Below are 17,547 nucleotides of genomic sequence, written 5' to 3'. Positions count from 1 at the left end.
CGGGCTCAGGACGACGGCATCAGGCATGCGGAGAGGAAGGTTCGCGCTTTCAACCAGTCCCGTTCCACCGTGCGCGCGTTGACGCCGAGCGTGGCCGCAATCTCCGGGCTCGAAAGGTCGGCAAACAACCGCAGCTGGGCGACCTGCGCCAGGCGGTGGTCGGTGGCGGCCAGGCGGGTCAGCGCCTCGTCGATGGCCAACACGTCGATCATGTCCGAGCTGTCCTCGGCCGCCGTCATGGGTGGGGCCTGACGCTTCTGTGCCTTCTTGCGGCGTGCGTGGTCGACCAAAATATGGCGCATGACCTGGCTCAAATAGGCATACAGGTGTGCGCGATCAGCAAACGCAGCGCCGCTTTGCGTCACCAGTTTGAGATAGGCCTCGTGGACCAGGGCGGTCGTTTCGAGCGTGTGGGCATCTTCACGCGCGCGTTGGCGTTTCGCGAGCTGGCGCAGCGTGGCGTAGATCCGTGGAATCAGCACATCGAATGCCTTGGGGTCACCATGGGCGACACGCGCAAGAACTTCGGTGACCTGGGGTTCGGCGTTCATGCGTGCGGCAAGCAGAGACGCTGCGATAGCGGTATCGATGGCTTCCATCGCAAGAGTTCACGAGCAACTGCTGCGCCGAAACCAGTGGCATCACTCGGATGAGCCGCAAGCCAGCTGAAAGTCATCGCCTGTCGCCTTCCGTTGGGGACCGAAGTGTCGCCGGATCATTGCGCTGCTCATGCGGACTCACAAGTGCGGTGCGCGATATTTCAGGTGTCACCGCCGTGACGATCTTTCATTGGGCTGACGTTGGCCGACGACATGCTGAATGGCGATGTCGACCGCTATGCAACATGACCGACTCATTCATCGCAGGTATCACGTGTTGTGCCATGGTTTCGAGCACCTCCTCTGCTGCTGGAGTATCGCTATGCGCCATCTCATTCCGCTCGCACTCTTTGCCTCGCTCTTCGCCATGCCGCTGATGGCGGCCCCGCAGCACGGCAACGGCGGCGGTGGCGGTCATGCCGCATCCATGCCGGCCAGCATGCCGATGAACCATGACATGCATGGCGACGCCGCATCGGCCCAGGCCAAGTCCGCCAAGGCCGCCGATCAAAAGGTGGGTCCGCAGGTGCGCGATGTCGCTCGTGACAAGTCGCACGGCAAAGGGTTGACCAAGACCAACGGCAAGGGCCACTAAGGCTGGCCCTCCGTTCAACGGTCGATGGTGCACGGGCGCCATCGATGAGGTGAGGGCTCCGCGAGGTGCGGAGCCCTTGTCACCTCTCTCTGGAAAGGGAGCTGAACATCGCCAGCTTTGCTAGGAAGCCTTCGGTCTTCGGCGGGTCAGCCCGTCGCGCTTAATGAGTTGTCGCCTGCAACGTATGCAGCGGGAGTTGCAGGGCGAAGCATCAGCACACCCAGCGAAAGCATCCACAGCGATTGCATGGCGAACAGCAACTGCATGCCATGAAGGTGCAGATCGAGCAGTCGGCTTAGAAGCGCGACCAGGCTAACGCCACCCAACACCAGACCAAAACCGCCGACCCAGCGCCCACCTCTTTTGACCGCCAGCAGGTCGATGGATACCAGTGCAATGGCCGTGGACATGGCCAGTTCGCCGGCCACAATGAGCACCTGATTGAGGGTCATGGAATAACGTATCAGCTGATCCATGATGACAAGGTTTGGGTCGCCATCGTGCGGATAGGTGGCAAGCGTACCGGTGACGAAGCCGTCCACCAGCGCCGCACCGATGACCCCCACGGTGCCAAGCAGCAGCATGATCGCCGCCCCCCGCGGTACGGGACGCAGCAGGTTTCGCGACACCAGCCAGCTAAGCAGGGCGCACAGAATCGCGCACTGCATGGCGATCAGTGCGCCGTGGACGACCCGCGCGGATAACGCCATCCCGGCAAGCTGAGGCATCGCTTCACGCACGTTGTGCGCGGCAACGGTGGGGTGGTGCGCGAGCACGAACAACGACAACAGGGGCATGACCACCAACAGCCAACCGGCCGTGCGCAGGTCGCCGCTTGGCTCGGGTCGATGGATCGCAACGGACATATCAGGTCGCTCCGGCATTGGGGTGGCCTGACCTTAAAGGCTGGCCCGGTGGCGTTGTCGGACGAAATCGCCGGAATGTCCGATATTGCCAGGCCGCTTCGCGCGATCGCATGATGGGTCCATACCCAGGGCGACGAGCATCTTCGGGGAGCACCATGGATCAACGCATTGACCGCAGTTGCACGGCACTGAAGCAGGCGCTGTCCAAGCTGCTGCTTACCCGGCCCTACGCGAGCATTACCGTCGAAGACATTGCTCAATGTGCGGGCGTGGCGCGCTCCACCTTCTACATGCACTTCAAGGACAAGGATGCACTGCTGAAGGACAGCATGTCTGGCCGGGTCACCGCATTGAGCCGCTTGGCATTGGAGGGCGAACCCGCGTCCAGCGTCGTACCTGCACTGAACCACTATGTCTGGGCGGGCGATGTGGCCATCGCCATGCTCACTGGAGATGTGCATCCTATGGTCTGCGCCGCGCTCGCATCACGGATCGAGGCCCACTTGCGCACACGTGGTCTGCACCGACCGGGGCGTCTGCTGGTCCCAGTGGCATTGCTCAGCGCCATGCTTGCGGAAGCACTGATCGCTGGCGTTCGCACCTGGCTGACTTCTCCCAGACGCATCAGCTCTGACGATTTCGCCTTGGTGCTGGGACGGCAAGTATCCGCGTTGATCCACGCATCCACTGCTGGCGCGCAAGCCCATATCGAAGCCGTGCTTGTGAACTGAGGTTGTGCGCGCGTGGGCATCGGGGCGAGCTCGAGGTCGCCGGACCCGCCTGTCCTCAACGAAAACGTCGCCCAGCGCCGGGATGCGTTTTCGGCTCGAGGGTTACGCCAAGAAATTGTGAAGACGAACGGGCTGCTGGCCGCTACACACGCAGGCCGCCTCGGCACCAGGGCGCAAACGCAGGCCTGGGCTGCTTTCTTACGTAAATTTGCGGTTCCCCTTTGCTGTCGACAGGCGTCAAATGAAAGTCTGGCTACACGCTCCATGACGCTGGTATGGCCTTGCAACGTGAGGTGGGAACCATGTCGACAAACCCGGCTGAGCAGCAGCTTCCGAAGGTGATCAAGCCACGGCCGCCCAAGGGCGCGGCCAAGGCCAAGCCAAAGGCCACTTCGAAATCCACGCCAAAGTCCAAAACGTCGTCAGGCGGCGGGCGCTTGGCGCAAGGGACGATGCTCGAGCGGCCAGAAGAGCGGCAGGCCGCGGCCAAGGCGCTGCGCGAGAGTTGTCCGCGCAAGTCATTGGGAGGCTGGCAGGCGCCGAAGAACCGGAAGGATCCGGTCGATATCCTGATTGAATCGTCGAAGGGACGCGTGGCCCAGCTGGTGCCGATTCGCTACGCGCGCATGATGGCTTCACCGTTCGCGTTCTATCGAGGCGCCGCCGCCGTCATGGCCAGCGACCTTGCCAGTACCGCACGCACCGATGTGCTTCTGCAGGTCTGCGGCGACGCTCATCTGGTGAACTTCGGCGGCTTTGCAACGCCGGAGCGCAAGCTGGTATTCGATATCAATGATTTCGACGAAACCACCGTGGGGCCGTGGGAGTGGGACGTAAAGCGCCTGTGCGCGAGCCTGGTGGTGGCGGCGCGCTCGAATGGATTCAATGCGAGTGATGCCAAGGCCACAGCTTGGGAAGCCGCCTCAGCCTATCAGTCGTACATGACGTCCTACGCGGAGATGCCTCTGCTCGAAGCCTGGTACGACCAGATCGATCTGGAGGATGTGATTGATCATCTCCAGGACGAGCAGGTGAAGAAGCTCGCCATCAAGAACGTGAAGAAGGCAGTGGAGCACACCGCTCACACCAAGGAGTTCATCAAGTTCACCGTGGCGGGCGGGTCGCCGCCGCAAATTCAGGACGAGCCGCCGCTGATCTATCACGACAAGGCGCTGCAAGATGAAGTGGGTGTGGAAGACCGGAAGAAGGCATTTGCCGACTACCGGGAATCGCTGTCACCGGAGCGACGCGTATTGCTTGACCGATTCGAGATTGTAGACGCCGCGGTCAAAGTGGTTGGTGTGGGCAGTGTGGGCACTTACTGCGGCATTCTGCTGATGGTGTCCGGCAGTGGTGACCCGCTGTTCCTGCAGTTCAAGGAGGCGCGTGCATCGGTAATCGACCCGTTCATTGGCAAGAACCCGTACAAGCACCAAGGGCAGCGTGTGGTGATCGGGCAGCGCCTGATGCAATCGGCGAGCGATATGTTCCTTGGTTGGACGGAAGGTCCGCGCCGCCACTTTTATCTACGGCAATTGCGGGACGCCAAGATATCTCCTCAGGTGGAGCTTATGACTGCGCCCGTACTGCGGCGCTACGGCAGGTTGTGCGCTCATGCGTTGGCGCGGGCGCATGCGCGCTCGGGGGATGCGGTGTTGTTGTCGGCGTATCTCGGAAAAAGTGATGCGTTTGCGGATGCCATGGCGTCGTTCTCGGTGGCTTATGCGGACCAGAATGAGCGGGATCATGAGGCGATGGTGAGGGCGGCGAGGGCGGGGCGGATTGAGGTGGCGTCGTTGACGTAGGGGTTCTGTGCTCCCTCTCCCCCTGTGGGGCACGCGGGGAGCGGCCATGGATGGCCGCGGCTTTGAGGAGCGAGGAGAGGGTTGGGATGAGCCCCGGAAAGGGGGTAAAGGTCGAGTGCTTGCGATAACGCATATTCCCCTCACCGTCATCCCCGCGAAGGCGGGAGGCGCTTTTCAACAGCCGAATGGCTGGTCATCCAGTGACTTTGCTTTCCGCTTTGAACGCGCCGCGGCCGCCAGCGTGCCGCCTACGCGGCGGGCGTTTCGATCCCCTGCCGGCGCTCGAGTCACTTTTCTTTTGCTGGCCCAAAAGAAAAGTAACCCAAAGAAAATGGCCTCAGAGCGGGGGCTGCCTTAGCGTCGTGATTGATACGAGCCTTGCCGTCCGCGAAGCCCGGATCGTCACGATCGCACGACATACGGTATGGCTACACCGCAACGCGCCAAGGCGAAGAGGACTTAAAGCGTTCGCGCACATCATTGCGCGCCGGAACTTTGCGATGCGCCACACTTCTCCCTCTCCCCTCCGGGGAGAGGGCTGGGGTGAGGGGCGGGTGCTCGCCTCACCATTGCATAATGACCGCTGTCCCAGTGAACGCTCAGGTTCCTTTGCCGTTTCTGGAGCGCACCAATAACGAAGCGAATTAGTGCGATTGCAAACGCTCCGCCATCGTTACGCTACGCGGTGCTGCAAGTCCGCCATATCGCACATCGATGGTCTCCAGCAAGCGACGGGCATCATCAGCCCTTCCGCTATCCAACAAGGCCTGCACTTTGTCGAGCTGCGTATCAAGTTCTCGAGCCATGCGGGCACGGCACGCCGCGAGTGCATTGGCATCAGGCGTGTGGTGTTTGTCCAACGACGTCAGTGCGCGATCGAGCGCCGTTGCAGCAGCCAACTGATGGCCTGTCCATGCCATGGTTTCGGTATCGACATCGGTGATGCACCAGTCACGCAGTGATTGGCGACTTTGTCGGTCCGCATCCTGCCTTGCCGTGTCTTTGTCTCCGGTGAGGTAGACCAGTCGCGTTGACTCCTGGAACTTCGACATCAACGGCTCTGGCGGGAGTGGGATGGTGTTGCCCAGGGTGTCGCTGCCGGCGTTGAGCAGTGCGCCGCGGAACAAGTCCGGGTAGCCGAGTGCGAGGCGCAAGGCCACACGTGACCCGCCGGAGAAGCCGCCCACGTAGATGCGTTGTGGATCGACGTGGTAGCGCGCCATCACGTTGGTGGCGGCGAGCAGTGCCAGGGGTTCTCGGCGGTCGAGCGGGTCGGCGTCGTTGCCGGCTTGGGCGGCGCTGACCAGGATCACGCCGTGACGGTCGAGTGTCGTCGTCCACGTGGGCGGTAGCTTCGCTTCGTTCCACGGTGGCACGAATACCAGCAGGGCGTAGCCGTTTGGCGGTGACTGCGGCGGGACGTAGAGGGCGAATCGCTCCTGGGTGAGGTCGATGGCTTGCTGGCGAATGCCGGTGGTGGTCGCGTGCTGTTGCAGGCGCCAGGCGTTCAATGGGCTGACCAGGCGCCGGATTAGTTCGGCGCTGCTGGAGAGATCGGCGTACTGGGAGAACACCACGTTGTCCTGCAGGCCGGTCGGTGCGGTGGTGCGGTCGTCGGCCAGCGCGACCCACGACAGCAGGCCGATGCATGGCAGCAGCGCTCGCCAGTTCATGGCGGCAGGCTAGCACCGGCAGGTGCCGGCTTCTGTAACAGCAATTTCTTGCGGCGCCGGTATGATCGGCGGCTCGTTTGCGCGCTTTCATCGAAAAAGGGGTTGCCGATGTTCCACTCGTCGCGGGCACGCCGTGCCGTGCTGCTTGCTTCGTTTTCACTGTTGGGCGCGTGCGCCAGCGAGGCGGAACAGTCGCCTGCAGCGGCCTCGTCGTCCATCGACGTGCCCAGCATCCAGCGACCGGATGGGGAGACGCCGCAGTGGTGGTTCCGCAGCGGTGCGGCGGCAGCGTCGCAGCTGGCAGCGCAATCGGGCAGCCATGGGCAGCGTGCGAAGAATGTCATCGTATTTCTCGGTGACGGTATGAGCCTTACCACCATCGCGGCTGCGCACGTGCGCGCGGGACAGCTCAAGGGTGTGGATGGCGAGAGTTATCGCCTGAGCTTCGAAAAGTTTCCCTTCAGCGCGCTGAGCCGCACGTATGAGACGGATCAGCAGACGCCTGATTCCGCCGGCACCATGACTGCCATCATGAGCGGTGTGAAGACGCGTGGCGGCTTTATCGGCGTATCGCAGGTACCGCGCCGGCAGGATTGCGCAGCCTCGCGTGGGCAAGAACTGGTGAGCACGTTGGAACTCGCCGCGTCGGCCGGCATGAGCACCGGCGCCATCACCACCACGCGCATCACGCATGCAACGCCGGCGGCGACCTATGGCCATCTGCCTGAACGCAACTGGGAAGTGGATGCCGACATGCCGGCCGAGGCCAAGGCGCAGGGCTGTAAGGATTTCGCCGCGCAGTTGGTGGACTTCCCTGCCGCCTCCGGGCTCACCGTCGCCATGGGCGGCGGGCGCACGGAGTTCATGGTGGCTGGCGAAGACGATCCGGTGGAGCAAGGCAAGGTTGGCCAGCGCCTGGATGGGCGTGACCTTATCGGCGAGTGGAAGCGTCAGCATCCGCAGGGCGCTTATGTGTGGAGTGGGCGGCAGCTGAAGTCGCTGGATCTCTCGCGCACGCCGCAACTGCTTGGCCTGTTCAATGCCTCGCACCTCAATTACGAACACGAGCGTGTGAACGACAAGCTGGATGAGCCCAGCCTCGCGGAGATGACCACCAGCGCCATCGATGTGCTCAAGCAGAATCCGAACGGTTTCTTCCTGATGGTCGAAGGTGGCCGTATCGATCACGCCTTGCATGCCGGCAATGCTTACCGTGCGCTGGATGAAACCATCGCCTTCGCCGACGCGGTGCAGGCGGCGCTGCAGCACACCGACCCGCGTGACACGCTGATCGTGGTGACCGCGGACCACAGCCACACCATGACGTTTGCCGGCTATCCCAAGCGCGGCAACGACATCCTCGGTCTGGTGCAGGGCCACACCGACAGCTACGACGACGAAGGTGGTGCGGGCATGGCGCGTGATGCTGCCGGCAAGCCGTACACCACGCTGGGCTTCGCCAACGGCCCCGGCTACACCGGCGCCAGCGATACGCAGCCGGAAGGCAGCAAGCAGTTTCCGCATGTGGCACACGACTACTCGCATATCACCAAGGGGCGCCCGGACCTGGCCAAGGCCAAGACCAACGATCCGAGTTACATGCAGGAATCCATTCTGCCGATGAAGGCGGAAACGCATGGTGGCGAGGACGTGGCGATTTTCGCAAACGGGCCCGGCGCGGCGGCATTCCATGGCGAGATGGAGCAGAACACCATCTTCCACGTGATCGTGCAGCACACTCAGCTGATCCGTGATGAGCTGTGCAAACTCGGCAGCTGCAACGCCGACGGTGTGCCGGTGGATCGACCCACGTATCAGGCGTGGTTGCAGCAGACCTCCGCTCCGGCAGCCCGATAGTCACGGCCAGCGTCGCAATTTCGTCGCGTGAAATTTTCGTGTAAACGAAATTTCATACGGCAGCTTCAGGATGGAGGGACATCCGTCTCCGTGCAGATGTCCCTTCCCCAGGAGTTCCCCGCTCAATGAAGAAGCACATGCTCGCTGCCGCTGTTGCGGCGGCCTTGGTCGTTCTTTTGCCCGGCGTACACGCCGCTGAGGTCAGTCAGCCAGCGGACGCCGCCACCTCGGTGGATAGCGCGAAGAATCTCGAAAGCATTTCTGTGATCGGCCAGGGTGAATCCCGCCAGGTGCAACGCGTCACTGTGCAGGACACCAAGGTGTTGCCGGCAGGCACCAGCATCCAGAAGGTACTCAATCGCATTCCCGGCGTGAACGTGCAGTCCAACGATGCGTTCGGCGCCAACGAAGAATCGCAAACGATCAGCCTGCGTGGCTTCAACACCGTGCGCCTTGGTTACACGCTGGACGGCATGCCATTGGGTGACAACGCCTACGGCAACTACAACGGCCTCAACATCAGCCGCGCGCTGATCGCCGAAAACTTCGGCGGCGTGGAGCTGGCCTCGGGCATCGGCAGTCTGGGCACGGCGTCCACCAGCAATCTCGGCGGCACCATTCAGTACTTCTCGGACGACCCGGCCATGGTACTTGGCGGCCGCTTCGGCCAGACCATTGGCACGGACCAGAATCGCCGCACCTATCTGCGCCTGGATAGCGGCGATTACCACGGCTTCTCGATGTATCTCTCCGGCATTCGCGCCACCGCCGACATGTGGGCGCCGCCGAATTCGCCGACCACCACCAAGCAGTTCAACGGCAAGGCGGTGTATCAGTTCGACGGCGGCAAGATCACGGCGTTTGCCAACACCTCGCGTACCTCGCAGGCGGACTATACGTACCTGTCCAAGAGCGGCATGGTGCGCGGGCTCGGTTGGGACTGGAACCTTTACGCACCGGATTGGCAGCGTGCCGTGTCCGCGGCGTACTGCGCGCCGATCTACACGAAGGGCGGCAAACGTGATCCGCGCTGTGCGTTCTCCGGCGGCGTGGACAACATCGACGACGCCTATTATCAGAGCCGCGCGCTGCGTCGCGATGATCTGTATTACCTCGCCGGCGATTTCTTCCCCAGTGACACGGTGACGGTCCACACGCAGGTCTATCACCACGAGAATGCTGGTCAGGGCCATTGGTGGGCACCGGGTCAGCCGTCCTATCCGGGCACGCCGCAGGAAGTACCCATCTCCATCCGCAGCACCAACTACACCATCAACCGCAACGGTGCCATCGCATCCGTTACGTGGGATCTGGGCGGCCATCACCTGGAAGGCGGTGTGTGGTACGAGCAGAACCACCACTCGGTGCAGCGCAACTTCTACTGGATCACCGGGCCGGTCAACGACGATAACTATCTCAGCGACCCCAATCGCCGCCTGTTCTATCAGAAGTACCTGATCACCACGAAACAGGCATACGTGCAGGACAGCTTCAAGCTGCTGGATGATCGCCTCAGCATCGATGTGGGCGTCAAGAGCCCCCACACCAGCATGAAGGCCAACGAAGTGCCGGGCGTGACGGTGGAGGCGCCGGTGGCCAATGGCCAGCTGAATGCCAGCAAGGCGTTTCTGCCACAGGTTGGTGTGAGCTATGCGCTGGGCGGTGGCCAGGAGTTGTTCGGCTCGTACGCCGAGAACATCGCCGCATTCCAGGGCGGTGGCGCGGGTGGTCCGTTGCTGGTGACGCAGGCGGCCTTCAATGCCACGCGTGGCAACCTGAAGCCGGAGAAGTCGAGCACCTTCGAAGGCGGCTATCGTGTGGTGCAGCGTGAGTTCGAAGCGTCCGCGGTGGTGTATGACGTGACCTTCGACAATCGCCTGCTGTCGCTTAACCCGTGCCCGAGCATCCAGCAGGGCACCACGCCGTTCTGCACCACGCGCTTCTACAACGTGGGCTCGGTGAGCAGCCGTGGTGCGGAGTTCACCTTCATCTGGAAGCCGTTCGAACACTTCGAGTGGTACAACTCGGCGTCGTTCAACCGCTCCACCTACGACGACAACTATCAGCAGAATGGTGTGACCATTCCCACCAGGGGCAAGACCACGGTGGATACGCCCAAGCGACTGTTCGCCAGCGAAATCAGCTGGGTTTATGGTCCGTGGAATATTGGCCTTCGCGGCAAGTACACCGGCACCCGCTACTACACCTACACCAATGACCAGGGCTTCGGCGGCTATACCTCGTTCGATCTCGGTGCGGGCTACGACTTCGGTGCGGTGGCCGGCCTCACCGACGTGAAGTTGTCGCTCAACGTCACCAATCTGACCGACAAGCGCTACGCCTCCAACCTGACGGCTTTCTCCAACAGTGATCCGGCGGGCCGCTCGCTCGCGTTTCATGCCAGTGCGCCGAGGCAGAGCTTCCTTACGCTGGACGTGAAGTTCTGATGGAAGGTTCCGCGTGAGGGCATGGCTTTGGCCGTGCCCTCACGCGAAGATGGGCCGTGTGTAGGAGCGCACTTGTGCGCGACCGTCACCTCCATGCCAGTGCGCCGCGGCAGATTTGGCCGTGCCGCCATGTGAAGGCAGGTCGCGCACAAGTGCGCTCCTACAGTGGGCATTCCCTTTACGGCAACACCACCTTGCTCGCCCCATACGGCAAGTTCAGCTTGCCCTTCGCGTAATCAATCGCCATCGGCATGTATCCCGCCGAATAACGCGTGCTGACGCGTTCGCCGTCGGGCTTCAGCTCATACTCGGTCATGCCATGTTCGGCATGGGGAAACAGCGCGGTGGTGATGGGCAAGCCCTTGGCCTGCAGCGAGGTGAGGCGGCGCATGGTTTCGCCGCTGGGTGCGTCGATATCGTCTTCGCCCAGTTGCCACAGCTGCGGAGTCTGGACCTTCTCCAGCACGGCCATGGAGTCGTAATGCCATGGTGTGTTCCATGAGGCAAAGGCTTTGCCCTTCTCGCGAATCTCGTCACTGCTCATCGGCAGCACCATGTAGCTGAAATCGCCGCGCACATCCTTGTACCAGGGCTCCTTGGCGTACCTGGCCTTGGCCGCTTCGAGCTGGTCGAAACCTTTGGTGAGGCCGCTGGAAAGAATGACGCCAATGGCATCGGACAGCTCCCACGCCTTGTCGATCACCGCCTGGTCGTAGCCCTTTAGCTTGAGGTCGAACGCGACGGCTTCGCGATCTTCTTCCAGCGGCGAGATGGCGAGCCCATAGCCGACGATCACAAAATCGACCTTGGTGCGCGTCGCCGCGAGTGGTGCCACCCAGCCGCCCTGACTGCCGCCGCGATAGCCCACGCGGCCGACGCGTGCACCGGCCAGTCGGCGGGCCTCGGCGACTGCGGCTACTGCGTCGTTGGCGAGCACGCTGTAGTCCTGCGTGTAGCTGCCGCCGGAGGCACCGGTGCCGCGCTTGTCGTATACGAAGGCGCCGACGCCCCCGGCAGGAAACTCGCGCTGCATGGCGTCGAACGTCATGGCCGAATCGTGTTCCGCCCCGTGCACCAGCACCACGATGGGGACCTTCGCGTTGCCGGGAGGCAGAATCAGCCGGCCCACCAGCTTCGTGCCACCGTCTCCGGTGAAGGTGGTTTCCTGCACCTTGAACGGGATGCGCGCGCCCTTCATGCCGTCAAAGCTGAGCTGGCCTTTCGCGCAATCGGAGAACTGCACGCTCTTGCCGTCGGGACGGTCGGTCCATCCCAAGGTGCTGGTCCACACATCACCTTTGCCATGCGCAAGCTTGCCGGTGCTGCCGTCGAGGCGACGCCAGCGCAGGGCATCCGAGTCGGTGGGCGCAATGTCGACCATGCTGCCGTCGGTCAGTCGATAGGCGCCGACGTGGCAATCGAGAGCGGGTTGAGCGCTGCTGAGCAGGCTGGCGAGCAGGAAGGAGAGCATGAGCGTCCTGATGCACTGGGAGTTGGCGCCAACCTAGCACCGATGCACCACGTCGCCATTGGCCGCAAGTCACACGGTGCCGTCAGTCATGTCATGGCTTACACATGACTTGCGTAAGCTGATGTTTCAAACGGGCTGTCTCACCGATGTCAAAGAAACGACACGCGATGGCGTCACCATGGGTAGATGGCTGCGCCGCATCGGCGTTTCGCGAAGGATCACGAGGGTTTTGCCGTGGGTCGTTTAAGCTGGACCGTCTTGATGGCGGGTGCGCTGCTGATGAGCAACGTTGTAAGCGCTAATGAGGCGCCGCTGGCGCAGAAGGTGCTGGTGATTGGCCATCGCGGCGCGAGCGCACTTCGCCCGGAGCACACGCTGGCCTCCTATGGCAAAGCGATCGCAGATGGCGCCGATTTCATCGAGCCGGACCTGGTGATGACTCGCGACGGCGTGCCTGTGGCACGGCACGAGAATGAGATCAGCGGCACCACCGACGTCGCTCAGCATGCGGAATTTGCCTCCCGCAAGACCACCAAGACCGTTGATGGCCAGGCGGTCACCGGCTGGTTCACTGAAGATTTCACGCTGGACGAGCTGAGAACGTTGCGCGCACGCGAGCGCCTTCCCGAACTGCGCAGCACCGCGTTCGACGGCCAGTTCCAGATACCCACGCTGGACGAGATCATCGATTTCGTCGCCACCGAGTCGGCTACGCAGGGCCGGGTGATCGGCATCATTCCCGAGATCAAGCACAGTACGTATTTCCAGAAGGCGGGACTGCCGATGGAAGATCGTGTGCTGGCCATACTTGCTGCGCATGCCTATACGCGCACGGCCCCGGTGGAAATTCAGTCGTTCGAGATCGCCAACTTGCGCTATCTGCGCAACAAGCTGGGCAAGGCGCACCCCAATATTCGCCTGCTGCAATTGTTGGGTGACTCAACCGAGCAGCCTTACGATGCGGTCGCTGCCGGCGGCAAGCTGACCTTTCGCGACATGATGAAACCGGCAGGTCTTCGCGAGATCGCCGGCTATGCCGATGCGATCGGCCCAAATATTCGCGCCATCATTCCTCTCGCTGCCGACGGCACGCTTGGCAAGCCCACGGCGCTCGTGCACGACGCGCATGCGGTGAAGCTGGAGCTGCATCCGTATACGTTCCGCCCTGAAAACCATTTCCAGGCGAAGAACTTCTGGAAGGGTAGCGACCCGAAGACATTCAACGAGGCGGGCTCCATGGCGGAGATTCGCGCGTATCTTGATGCTGGTATCGATGCGTTCTTTACGGACGATCCGGCGATTGGGCGTAAGGCGGTGGATGGGCGGCGGTGAGTTGATCTTATCTAGTGCCCGCTTTTTCGATCGTCATTCCAGCGAAAGCTGGAATCCAGTGTCTTACATGGCGCTAAAAGTCGCTGGATCCCAGCTTCCGCTGGGATGACGGTGAGGGTTAGCTACGTCTTGCAAGCTTGTTATCTGTGGTGATCGATCATGCATAAAGCCATCTCTTTGCTCGCTACCGCGCTGTTGTCGCTTTCGTTTAGTTTGCCCTCCACCGCGGCACCGGTACTGATGATCTCCATCGACGGTCTGCGCCCGGCCGATGTGCTTCAGGCGCAGCAGCGCGGACTGCATCTCCCGAATCTCGAAGCGTTCGTCAAGAACGGCACCTACGCCGAATCCGTGCGTGGTGTGCTGCCCACACTGACCTACCCGAGTCACACCACGCTGATTACGGGTGTGTCGCCGGAGGTGCATGGCATTGGTGGCAACCTCACGTTCGACCCGTACGGAAAAAACCAGCAGGGTTGGTACTGGTACGCCAGCGACATCAAGGTGCCCACGTTGTGGGATGCGGCACACGCAGCGGGTTTACATACGGCCAATGTGCACTGGCCCGTCAGCGTGGGCGCGCAGGTGGACTGGAATCTGCCGCAGATCTGGCGCAACGGCACCGCTGATGATCGCAAGTTGGTCGCATCACTGGCCACACCGGGTCTGCTGCCGGCGCTTGAAAAGCAGCTTGGGCCGTACGCCGATGGTATCGACGAGAGCCTTGCTGGCGACCGCACGCGCGCACACTTTGCCGTGGCCTTGCTGGAGTCACGCAAGCCCGATTTCATGACGGCATACCTCACGGCACTGGATCACGAACAACACGTCAGTGGGCCGGACACGCCACAGGCGCAAGCGGTGCTCGGGCACATCGACGAACTGGTGGGTGAGTTGGTGGAGGCCGCGCATCGCGTGCATCCCGATGGTGTCGTGGTAGTGGTTTCCGATCATGGCTTCCTGCCCGTGCAGAACGATGTGAATCTGTACGCGCCCTTTGTCCAGAACGGGCTCATCACGTTGAAGGATGGTGCCGTGACGGATTGGCAAGCCATGCCGTGGAACGACGGTGGCAGTGCGGCCATCGTGCTGCGCGATCCGAACGATGCCGTCGTGCGTGCGAAGGTCGACACGCTACTCGCCAAGCTGCAGCAGGACCCGGCCTTTGGCATTGCGCGTGTGCTGGACAAGTCGCAGGTGGAACAGCAGGGTGGCACATCGCTCGCACAGTGGTTCGTGCTGTTCAAGCCAGGCAATGAGATGAGCCCGAAGCCCGATGTACCGTTGGACTCGGCTAGCCACTATCGCGGCATGCATGGTTACGACCCTGCGTTGCCGCAGATGCGCTCCACCTTCTTGATAGAAGGAAAGGGCGTGCCGTCGAACAGGAATCTAGGCGATATCGATATGCGTGACATCGCCCCGACTGTCGCTCGCGTACTTGGCGTCAGGCTGACGAAAGCGCAGGGCAAATCGCTGCTTCCGTGAGTGGTGATGACAACGTGTGCTGTCACACGTTGTCGAATGTCTAAGCGGTTTTCGCGAGTGTTTTAAATATCCGTGTAATCGCGAATACACACGCAGCCTTCACGATTTCCTAATGCCGACCGAATGGTTCGGACGGCCATTTCGCTTTGTCTCCCCAACCAACGAAAACGTGCGGATTCACGGCGAATCCGCGCGCAAGGATTCGTCATGCCCAAGCATTCCCTTCGCAGGACCGCGATCGCGCTGGCTACCCTGGCATCCCTCTATAGCGGCGTGTTGCTCGCCGACGATATGAGCCCCGCCGCACCGGCACCCGCCGCAGACGCTTCGGCCAACGCCAAAGGCGACAAGGCCAAGAACATGGAGGCCGTTTCCGTGGTGGCCTCAGGCGAAACGCGCCAGGTGCAGACAATCACCAGTGAGGACCTCAAGGCGCTCGCGCCGGGAACCAGTCCGCTGAAGGCCCTCGACAAGTTGCCGGGCGTGAACTTCCAGTCGGCTGACCCATGGGGCAGCTACGAGTGGTCGACCCAGATCACGTTGCACGGCTTTGACCAGAGCCGCCTGGGCTTCACCCTCGATGGCATTCCGTTGGGCAATATGACCTACGGCACCACCACCGGCCTGCAGGTGACGCGCGCGATCACCAGCGAAAACATCAGCACAGTGGAACTGGCGCAAGGCGCCGGTGCGCTGGGTACGGCGGCCAATACGAATCTTGGCGGCACCATTCAGTTCTTCTCGTCCGACCCGGATGCGGTGGCCGGCGCGCGCATTAATCAGGTGGTCGGTTCGGATTCGACCACGCGCACTTTCGTTCGCCTGGATTCCGGCAACTACCACGGCTATTCGATGTACGTGTCGTATGTACATGCGTCGACCGACAAGTGGAAGGGCTACGGCGATCAGCGCAACGACCAGCTCAACCTGAAGTCGGTCTACCAGTGGGACAGCGGCAACATCAGCCTGTTCTTCAACGAGTCGCGCCGCAAGGAATACGACTATATGGATCTGTCCCTGGCCAGCCAGAAGGCACTAGGCTGGAACTGGGATTATCTGCAGCCGGATTGGAACAGTTCCGTGCAGATCGCGAACGCATACAACGGCAAGGGCAACTATCCCGCCGTGCTTTCGCCGCTGCCGCAGGGTTATGACCTGGTGGATTCCACCTATTACGCGGGTGGCGGTATTCGACATGACACGCTCACTGGCCTGAGCGGCACGTTCAATCTGGCGGAACACACCACGCTGAACCTCGGCACCTACTACCACGACAATCGCGGCGAAGGTCAGTGGGCCACGCCGTATGTCGCCTCCTCGCCGACCGTGCCGCTGGCCATGCGCACCACCGATTACGGCCTGGATCGCTACGGCGGCACTGGATCGCTGCAGTTCGCGCTGGGCAACAACGATATCGAAGTGGGGTTCTGGGCAGAGAACGCAAAGACCAATCAGGAACGCAACTACTTCTACCTGACCGGTGCGTACAACTACCTGAGCAATTTCTACGAGAACGAAGACCCGTTCTTGCGCGGCTTCCTGCAGCACTACGTGACGCAGACGCGCATGGCGTATGCCTCTGACACCATCCACCTGATGGACGATCGCCTCACCATCAACTTTGGTGCCAAGGCGCTGGGCGTCACCAACACGGCGGATTCGCTGGTGCCGACCAAAGCACTGGCACAGGGGCGCATTCGCGCCAGCGACGGTTTCCTGCCGCAGGTGGGCGCCAACTACAAGATCGATGCCAATCAGGAGGTGTATGCCTCCTACAGCAAAAACATCGCAGCGTATGGCTTCCTGCCCTTCAGCCAGTCGCAGGCGGCGTTTGACGCAAGCAAGGGTTCGCTCAATCCGGAACAGTCGCAGACGTTCCAGCTGGGCTATCGCGTGCATGGGGATACTTTTGAAGCATCGGCCGACGCGTACTACACGCGCTTCAGCAACCGCTTGCTGGCGGTGTCACCGTGCAGCGCCGTGCAGACCTGCTCGGCCATTCTCAACAACGTGGGTTCGGTGAAGAGCACGGGTGTGGACCTGGCCTTTATCTGGCGCCCGATCGAGCATGTGCGCTGGCTCAACTCGGTGTCGTACAACAACTCCAAGTACCAGGACGACTACCTCAACAACGGCGTGGTGGCCACCGACGGCAAGTACGTGGTTGGCATCCCCAGCTGGATGTTCACCAGCGATCTCAGCTACAGCTACGGCGGCTGGTCGGCAAACATCGACGGCAAGTACACAGGGCGCCGCTACGTCACCTACATCAACGACTCCCAGGTGCCGTCCTACTGGCTGTTCGAGGCCGGCGTGAACTATGACTTCGGCACGGTGTCCGTGCTGAAGGACCTGAGCCTGGGCCTCAACGTCACCAACCTGTTCAACAAGCGCTATTTCGCGACCACGGGTACCAACGGTTACGTGGCCACGGACCCGCAGGGCTGGAACCAGACGTTGATGGCCGGGGCACCGCGCCAGGTGTTCTTCAATATCAACGCGAAGTTCTGATCGGCGCGTTTCGTTTGGGGTGCCTTCCTCCTGTGAGGAGGAAGGCGGGAGAGGGGGCGCTGTCCCGCCGGCGCGCCCGCTTCTTGCAAACCCTCCCCCGAGTACGGGGGAGGTTTTTTTTTGCGTTGCGACAGGCAACTGGCGTCGTTCGCACTACCATCGGTCGGATCGA

12 protein-coding genes are annotated in these 17,547 nt (G+C 61.8%); 8 read left to right on the top strand and 4 right to left on the bottom strand.

Translation table 11 applies throughout. The features are described from left to right. Window positions 1-5: 5 nt before the first annotated feature. Window positions 6-599 (bottom strand): ECF-type sigma factor, encoded by a 594-nt coding sequence (locus AC0GUR_RS12190; protein ID WP_472877753.1) that lies wholly within the window; start codon window positions 597-599, stop codon window positions 6-8. A gap of 322 nt (window positions 600-921) precedes the next feature. Between AC0GUR_RS12190 and AC0GUR_RS12185 the strand changes: the two genes are divergently transcribed. Beyond that, window positions 922-1,194, top strand: coding sequence for a hypothetical protein (locus AC0GUR_RS12185; protein ID WP_472877752.1), 273 nt, complete (start codon window positions 922-924; stop codon window positions 1,192-1,194). Window positions 1,195-1,340: 146 nt separating this feature from the next. On the opposite strand, the gene AC0GUR_RS12180 is transcribed toward AC0GUR_RS12185, so the two are convergent. Next, on the bottom strand, window positions 1,341-2,060 hold the full coding sequence (locus tag AC0GUR_RS12180; protein WP_472877751.1) for a hypothetical protein: 720 nt from the start codon (window positions 2,058-2,060) through the stop codon (window positions 1,341-1,343). Between the two features lie 155 nt (window positions 2,061-2,215). On the opposite strand from AC0GUR_RS12180, the gene AC0GUR_RS12175 reads away from it, so the two are divergent. Further along, complete coding sequence (locus tag AC0GUR_RS12175) at window positions 2,216-2,791, top strand: TetR/AcrR family transcriptional regulator (RefSeq protein ID WP_472877750.1); 576 nt, start codon at window positions 2,216-2,218, stop codon at window positions 2,789-2,791. 302 nt (window positions 2,792-3,093) lie between these two features. Continuing rightward, a complete protein-coding gene (locus AC0GUR_RS12170; protein WP_472877749.1) occupies window positions 3,094-4,596 on the top strand; it encodes a DUF2252 domain-containing protein in 1,503 nt (500 codons plus the stop codon). A 644-nt stretch (window positions 4,597-5,240) separates the two neighbouring features. On the opposite strand, the gene AC0GUR_RS12165 is transcribed toward AC0GUR_RS12170, so the two are convergent. Beyond that, complete coding sequence (locus AC0GUR_RS12165) at window positions 5,241-6,269, bottom strand: alpha/beta hydrolase family protein (RefSeq protein ID WP_472877748.1); 1,029 nt, start codon at window positions 6,267-6,269, stop codon at window positions 5,241-5,243. A 108-nt stretch (window positions 6,270-6,377) separates the two neighbouring features. Here AC0GUR_RS12165 and AC0GUR_RS12160 point away from each other — a divergent pair, with 108 nt between their 5' ends. Next, window positions 6,378-8,126: an alkaline phosphatase gene (locus AC0GUR_RS12160; protein ID WP_472877747.1), complete on the top strand. Its 1,749-nt coding sequence runs from the start codon at window positions 6,378-6,380 to the stop codon at window positions 8,124-8,126. 125 nt (window positions 8,127-8,251) lie between these two features. Further along, entirely contained in the window at window positions 8,252-10,573 is a 2,322-nt protein-coding gene (locus AC0GUR_RS12155) for a TonB-dependent receptor (protein ID WP_472877746.1), read from the top strand. Between the two features lie 178 nt (window positions 10,574-10,751). Here the strand turns inward: AC0GUR_RS12155 and AC0GUR_RS12150 are convergent, their stop codons facing one another. Next, entirely contained in the window at window positions 10,752-12,044 is a 1,293-nt protein-coding gene (locus AC0GUR_RS12150; protein ID WP_472877745.1) for an alpha/beta hydrolase family protein, read from the bottom strand. A 279-nt stretch (window positions 12,045-12,323) separates the two neighbouring features. On the opposite strand from AC0GUR_RS12150, the gene AC0GUR_RS12145 reads away from it, so the two are divergent. The 3 genes from AC0GUR_RS12145 to AC0GUR_RS12135 all read left to right on the top strand — a co-directional run bounded on the left by AC0GUR_RS12145 (window position 12,324) and on the right by AC0GUR_RS12135 (window position 17,375). Then, window positions 12,324-13,376 carry a glycerophosphodiester phosphodiesterase gene (locus tag AC0GUR_RS12145; RefSeq protein ID WP_472877744.1) on the top strand — a complete coding sequence of 351 codons (1,053 nt, stop codon included), beginning with the start codon at window positions 12,324-12,326 and terminating at the stop codon, window positions 13,374-13,376. A 159-nt stretch (window positions 13,377-13,535) separates the two neighbouring features. Continuing rightward, window positions 13,536-14,864 (top strand): alkaline phosphatase family protein, encoded by a 1,329-nt coding sequence (locus AC0GUR_RS12140; protein ID WP_472877743.1) that lies wholly within the window; start codon window positions 13,536-13,538, stop codon window positions 14,862-14,864. A gap of 207 nt (window positions 14,865-15,071) precedes the next feature. Continuing rightward, complete coding sequence (locus AC0GUR_RS12135) at window positions 15,072-17,375, top strand: TonB-dependent receptor (RefSeq protein ID WP_472877742.1); 2,304 nt, start codon at window positions 15,072-15,074, stop codon at window positions 17,373-17,375. Window positions 17,376-17,547: the final 172 nt, after the last annotated feature.

It is taken from the genome of Dyella sp. PARNA 12/25 (genome assembly GCF_055702865.1).
This window is presented reverse-complemented; position numbering and strand designations above follow the sequence as displayed.

Excerpts from the sequence above, each read along its gene's own strand:
- AC0GUR_RS12155 (WP_472877746.1), top strand. The coding sequence starts at position 8,252 with ATGAAGAAGCACATGCTCGCTGCCGCTGTTGCGGCGGCCTTGGTCGTT.
- AC0GUR_RS12165 (WP_472877748.1), bottom strand. The coding sequence starts at position 6,269 with ATGAACTGGCGAGCGCTGCTGCCATGCATCGGCCTGCTGTCGTGGGTC.
- AC0GUR_RS12190 (WP_472877753.1), bottom strand. The coding sequence starts at position 599 with ATGGAAGCCATCGATACCGCTATCGCAGCGTCTCTGCTTGCCGCACGC.
- AC0GUR_RS12135 (WP_472877742.1), top strand. The coding sequence starts at position 15,072 with ATGCCCAAGCATTCCCTTCGCAGGACCGCGATCGCGCTGGCTACCCTG.
- AC0GUR_RS12180 (WP_472877751.1), bottom strand. The coding sequence starts at position 2,060 with ATGTCCGTTGCGATCCATCGACCCGAGCCAAGCGGCGACCTGCGCACG.
- AC0GUR_RS12160 (WP_472877747.1), top strand. The coding sequence starts at position 6,378 with ATGTTCCACTCGTCGCGGGCACGCCGTGCCGTGCTGCTTGCTTCGTTT.
- AC0GUR_RS12140 (WP_472877743.1), top strand. The coding sequence starts at position 13,536 with ATGCATAAAGCCATCTCTTTGCTCGCTACCGCGCTGTTGTCGCTTTCG.
- AC0GUR_RS12185 (WP_472877752.1), top strand. The coding sequence starts at position 922 with ATGCGCCATCTCATTCCGCTCGCACTCTTTGCCTCGCTCTTCGCCATG.
- AC0GUR_RS12175 (WP_472877750.1), top strand. The coding sequence starts at position 2,216 with ATGGATCAACGCATTGACCGCAGTTGCACGGCACTGAAGCAGGCGCTG.
- AC0GUR_RS12150 (WP_472877745.1), bottom strand. The coding sequence starts at position 12,044 with ATGCTCTCCTTCCTGCTCGCCAGCCTGCTCAGCAGCGCTCAACCCGCT.
- AC0GUR_RS12145 (WP_472877744.1), top strand. The coding sequence starts at position 12,324 with ATGAGCAACGTTGTAAGCGCTAATGAGGCGCCGCTGGCGCAGAAGGTG.
- AC0GUR_RS12170 (WP_472877749.1), top strand. The coding sequence starts at position 3,094 with ATGTCGACAAACCCGGCTGAGCAGCAGCTTCCGAAGGTGATCAAGCCA.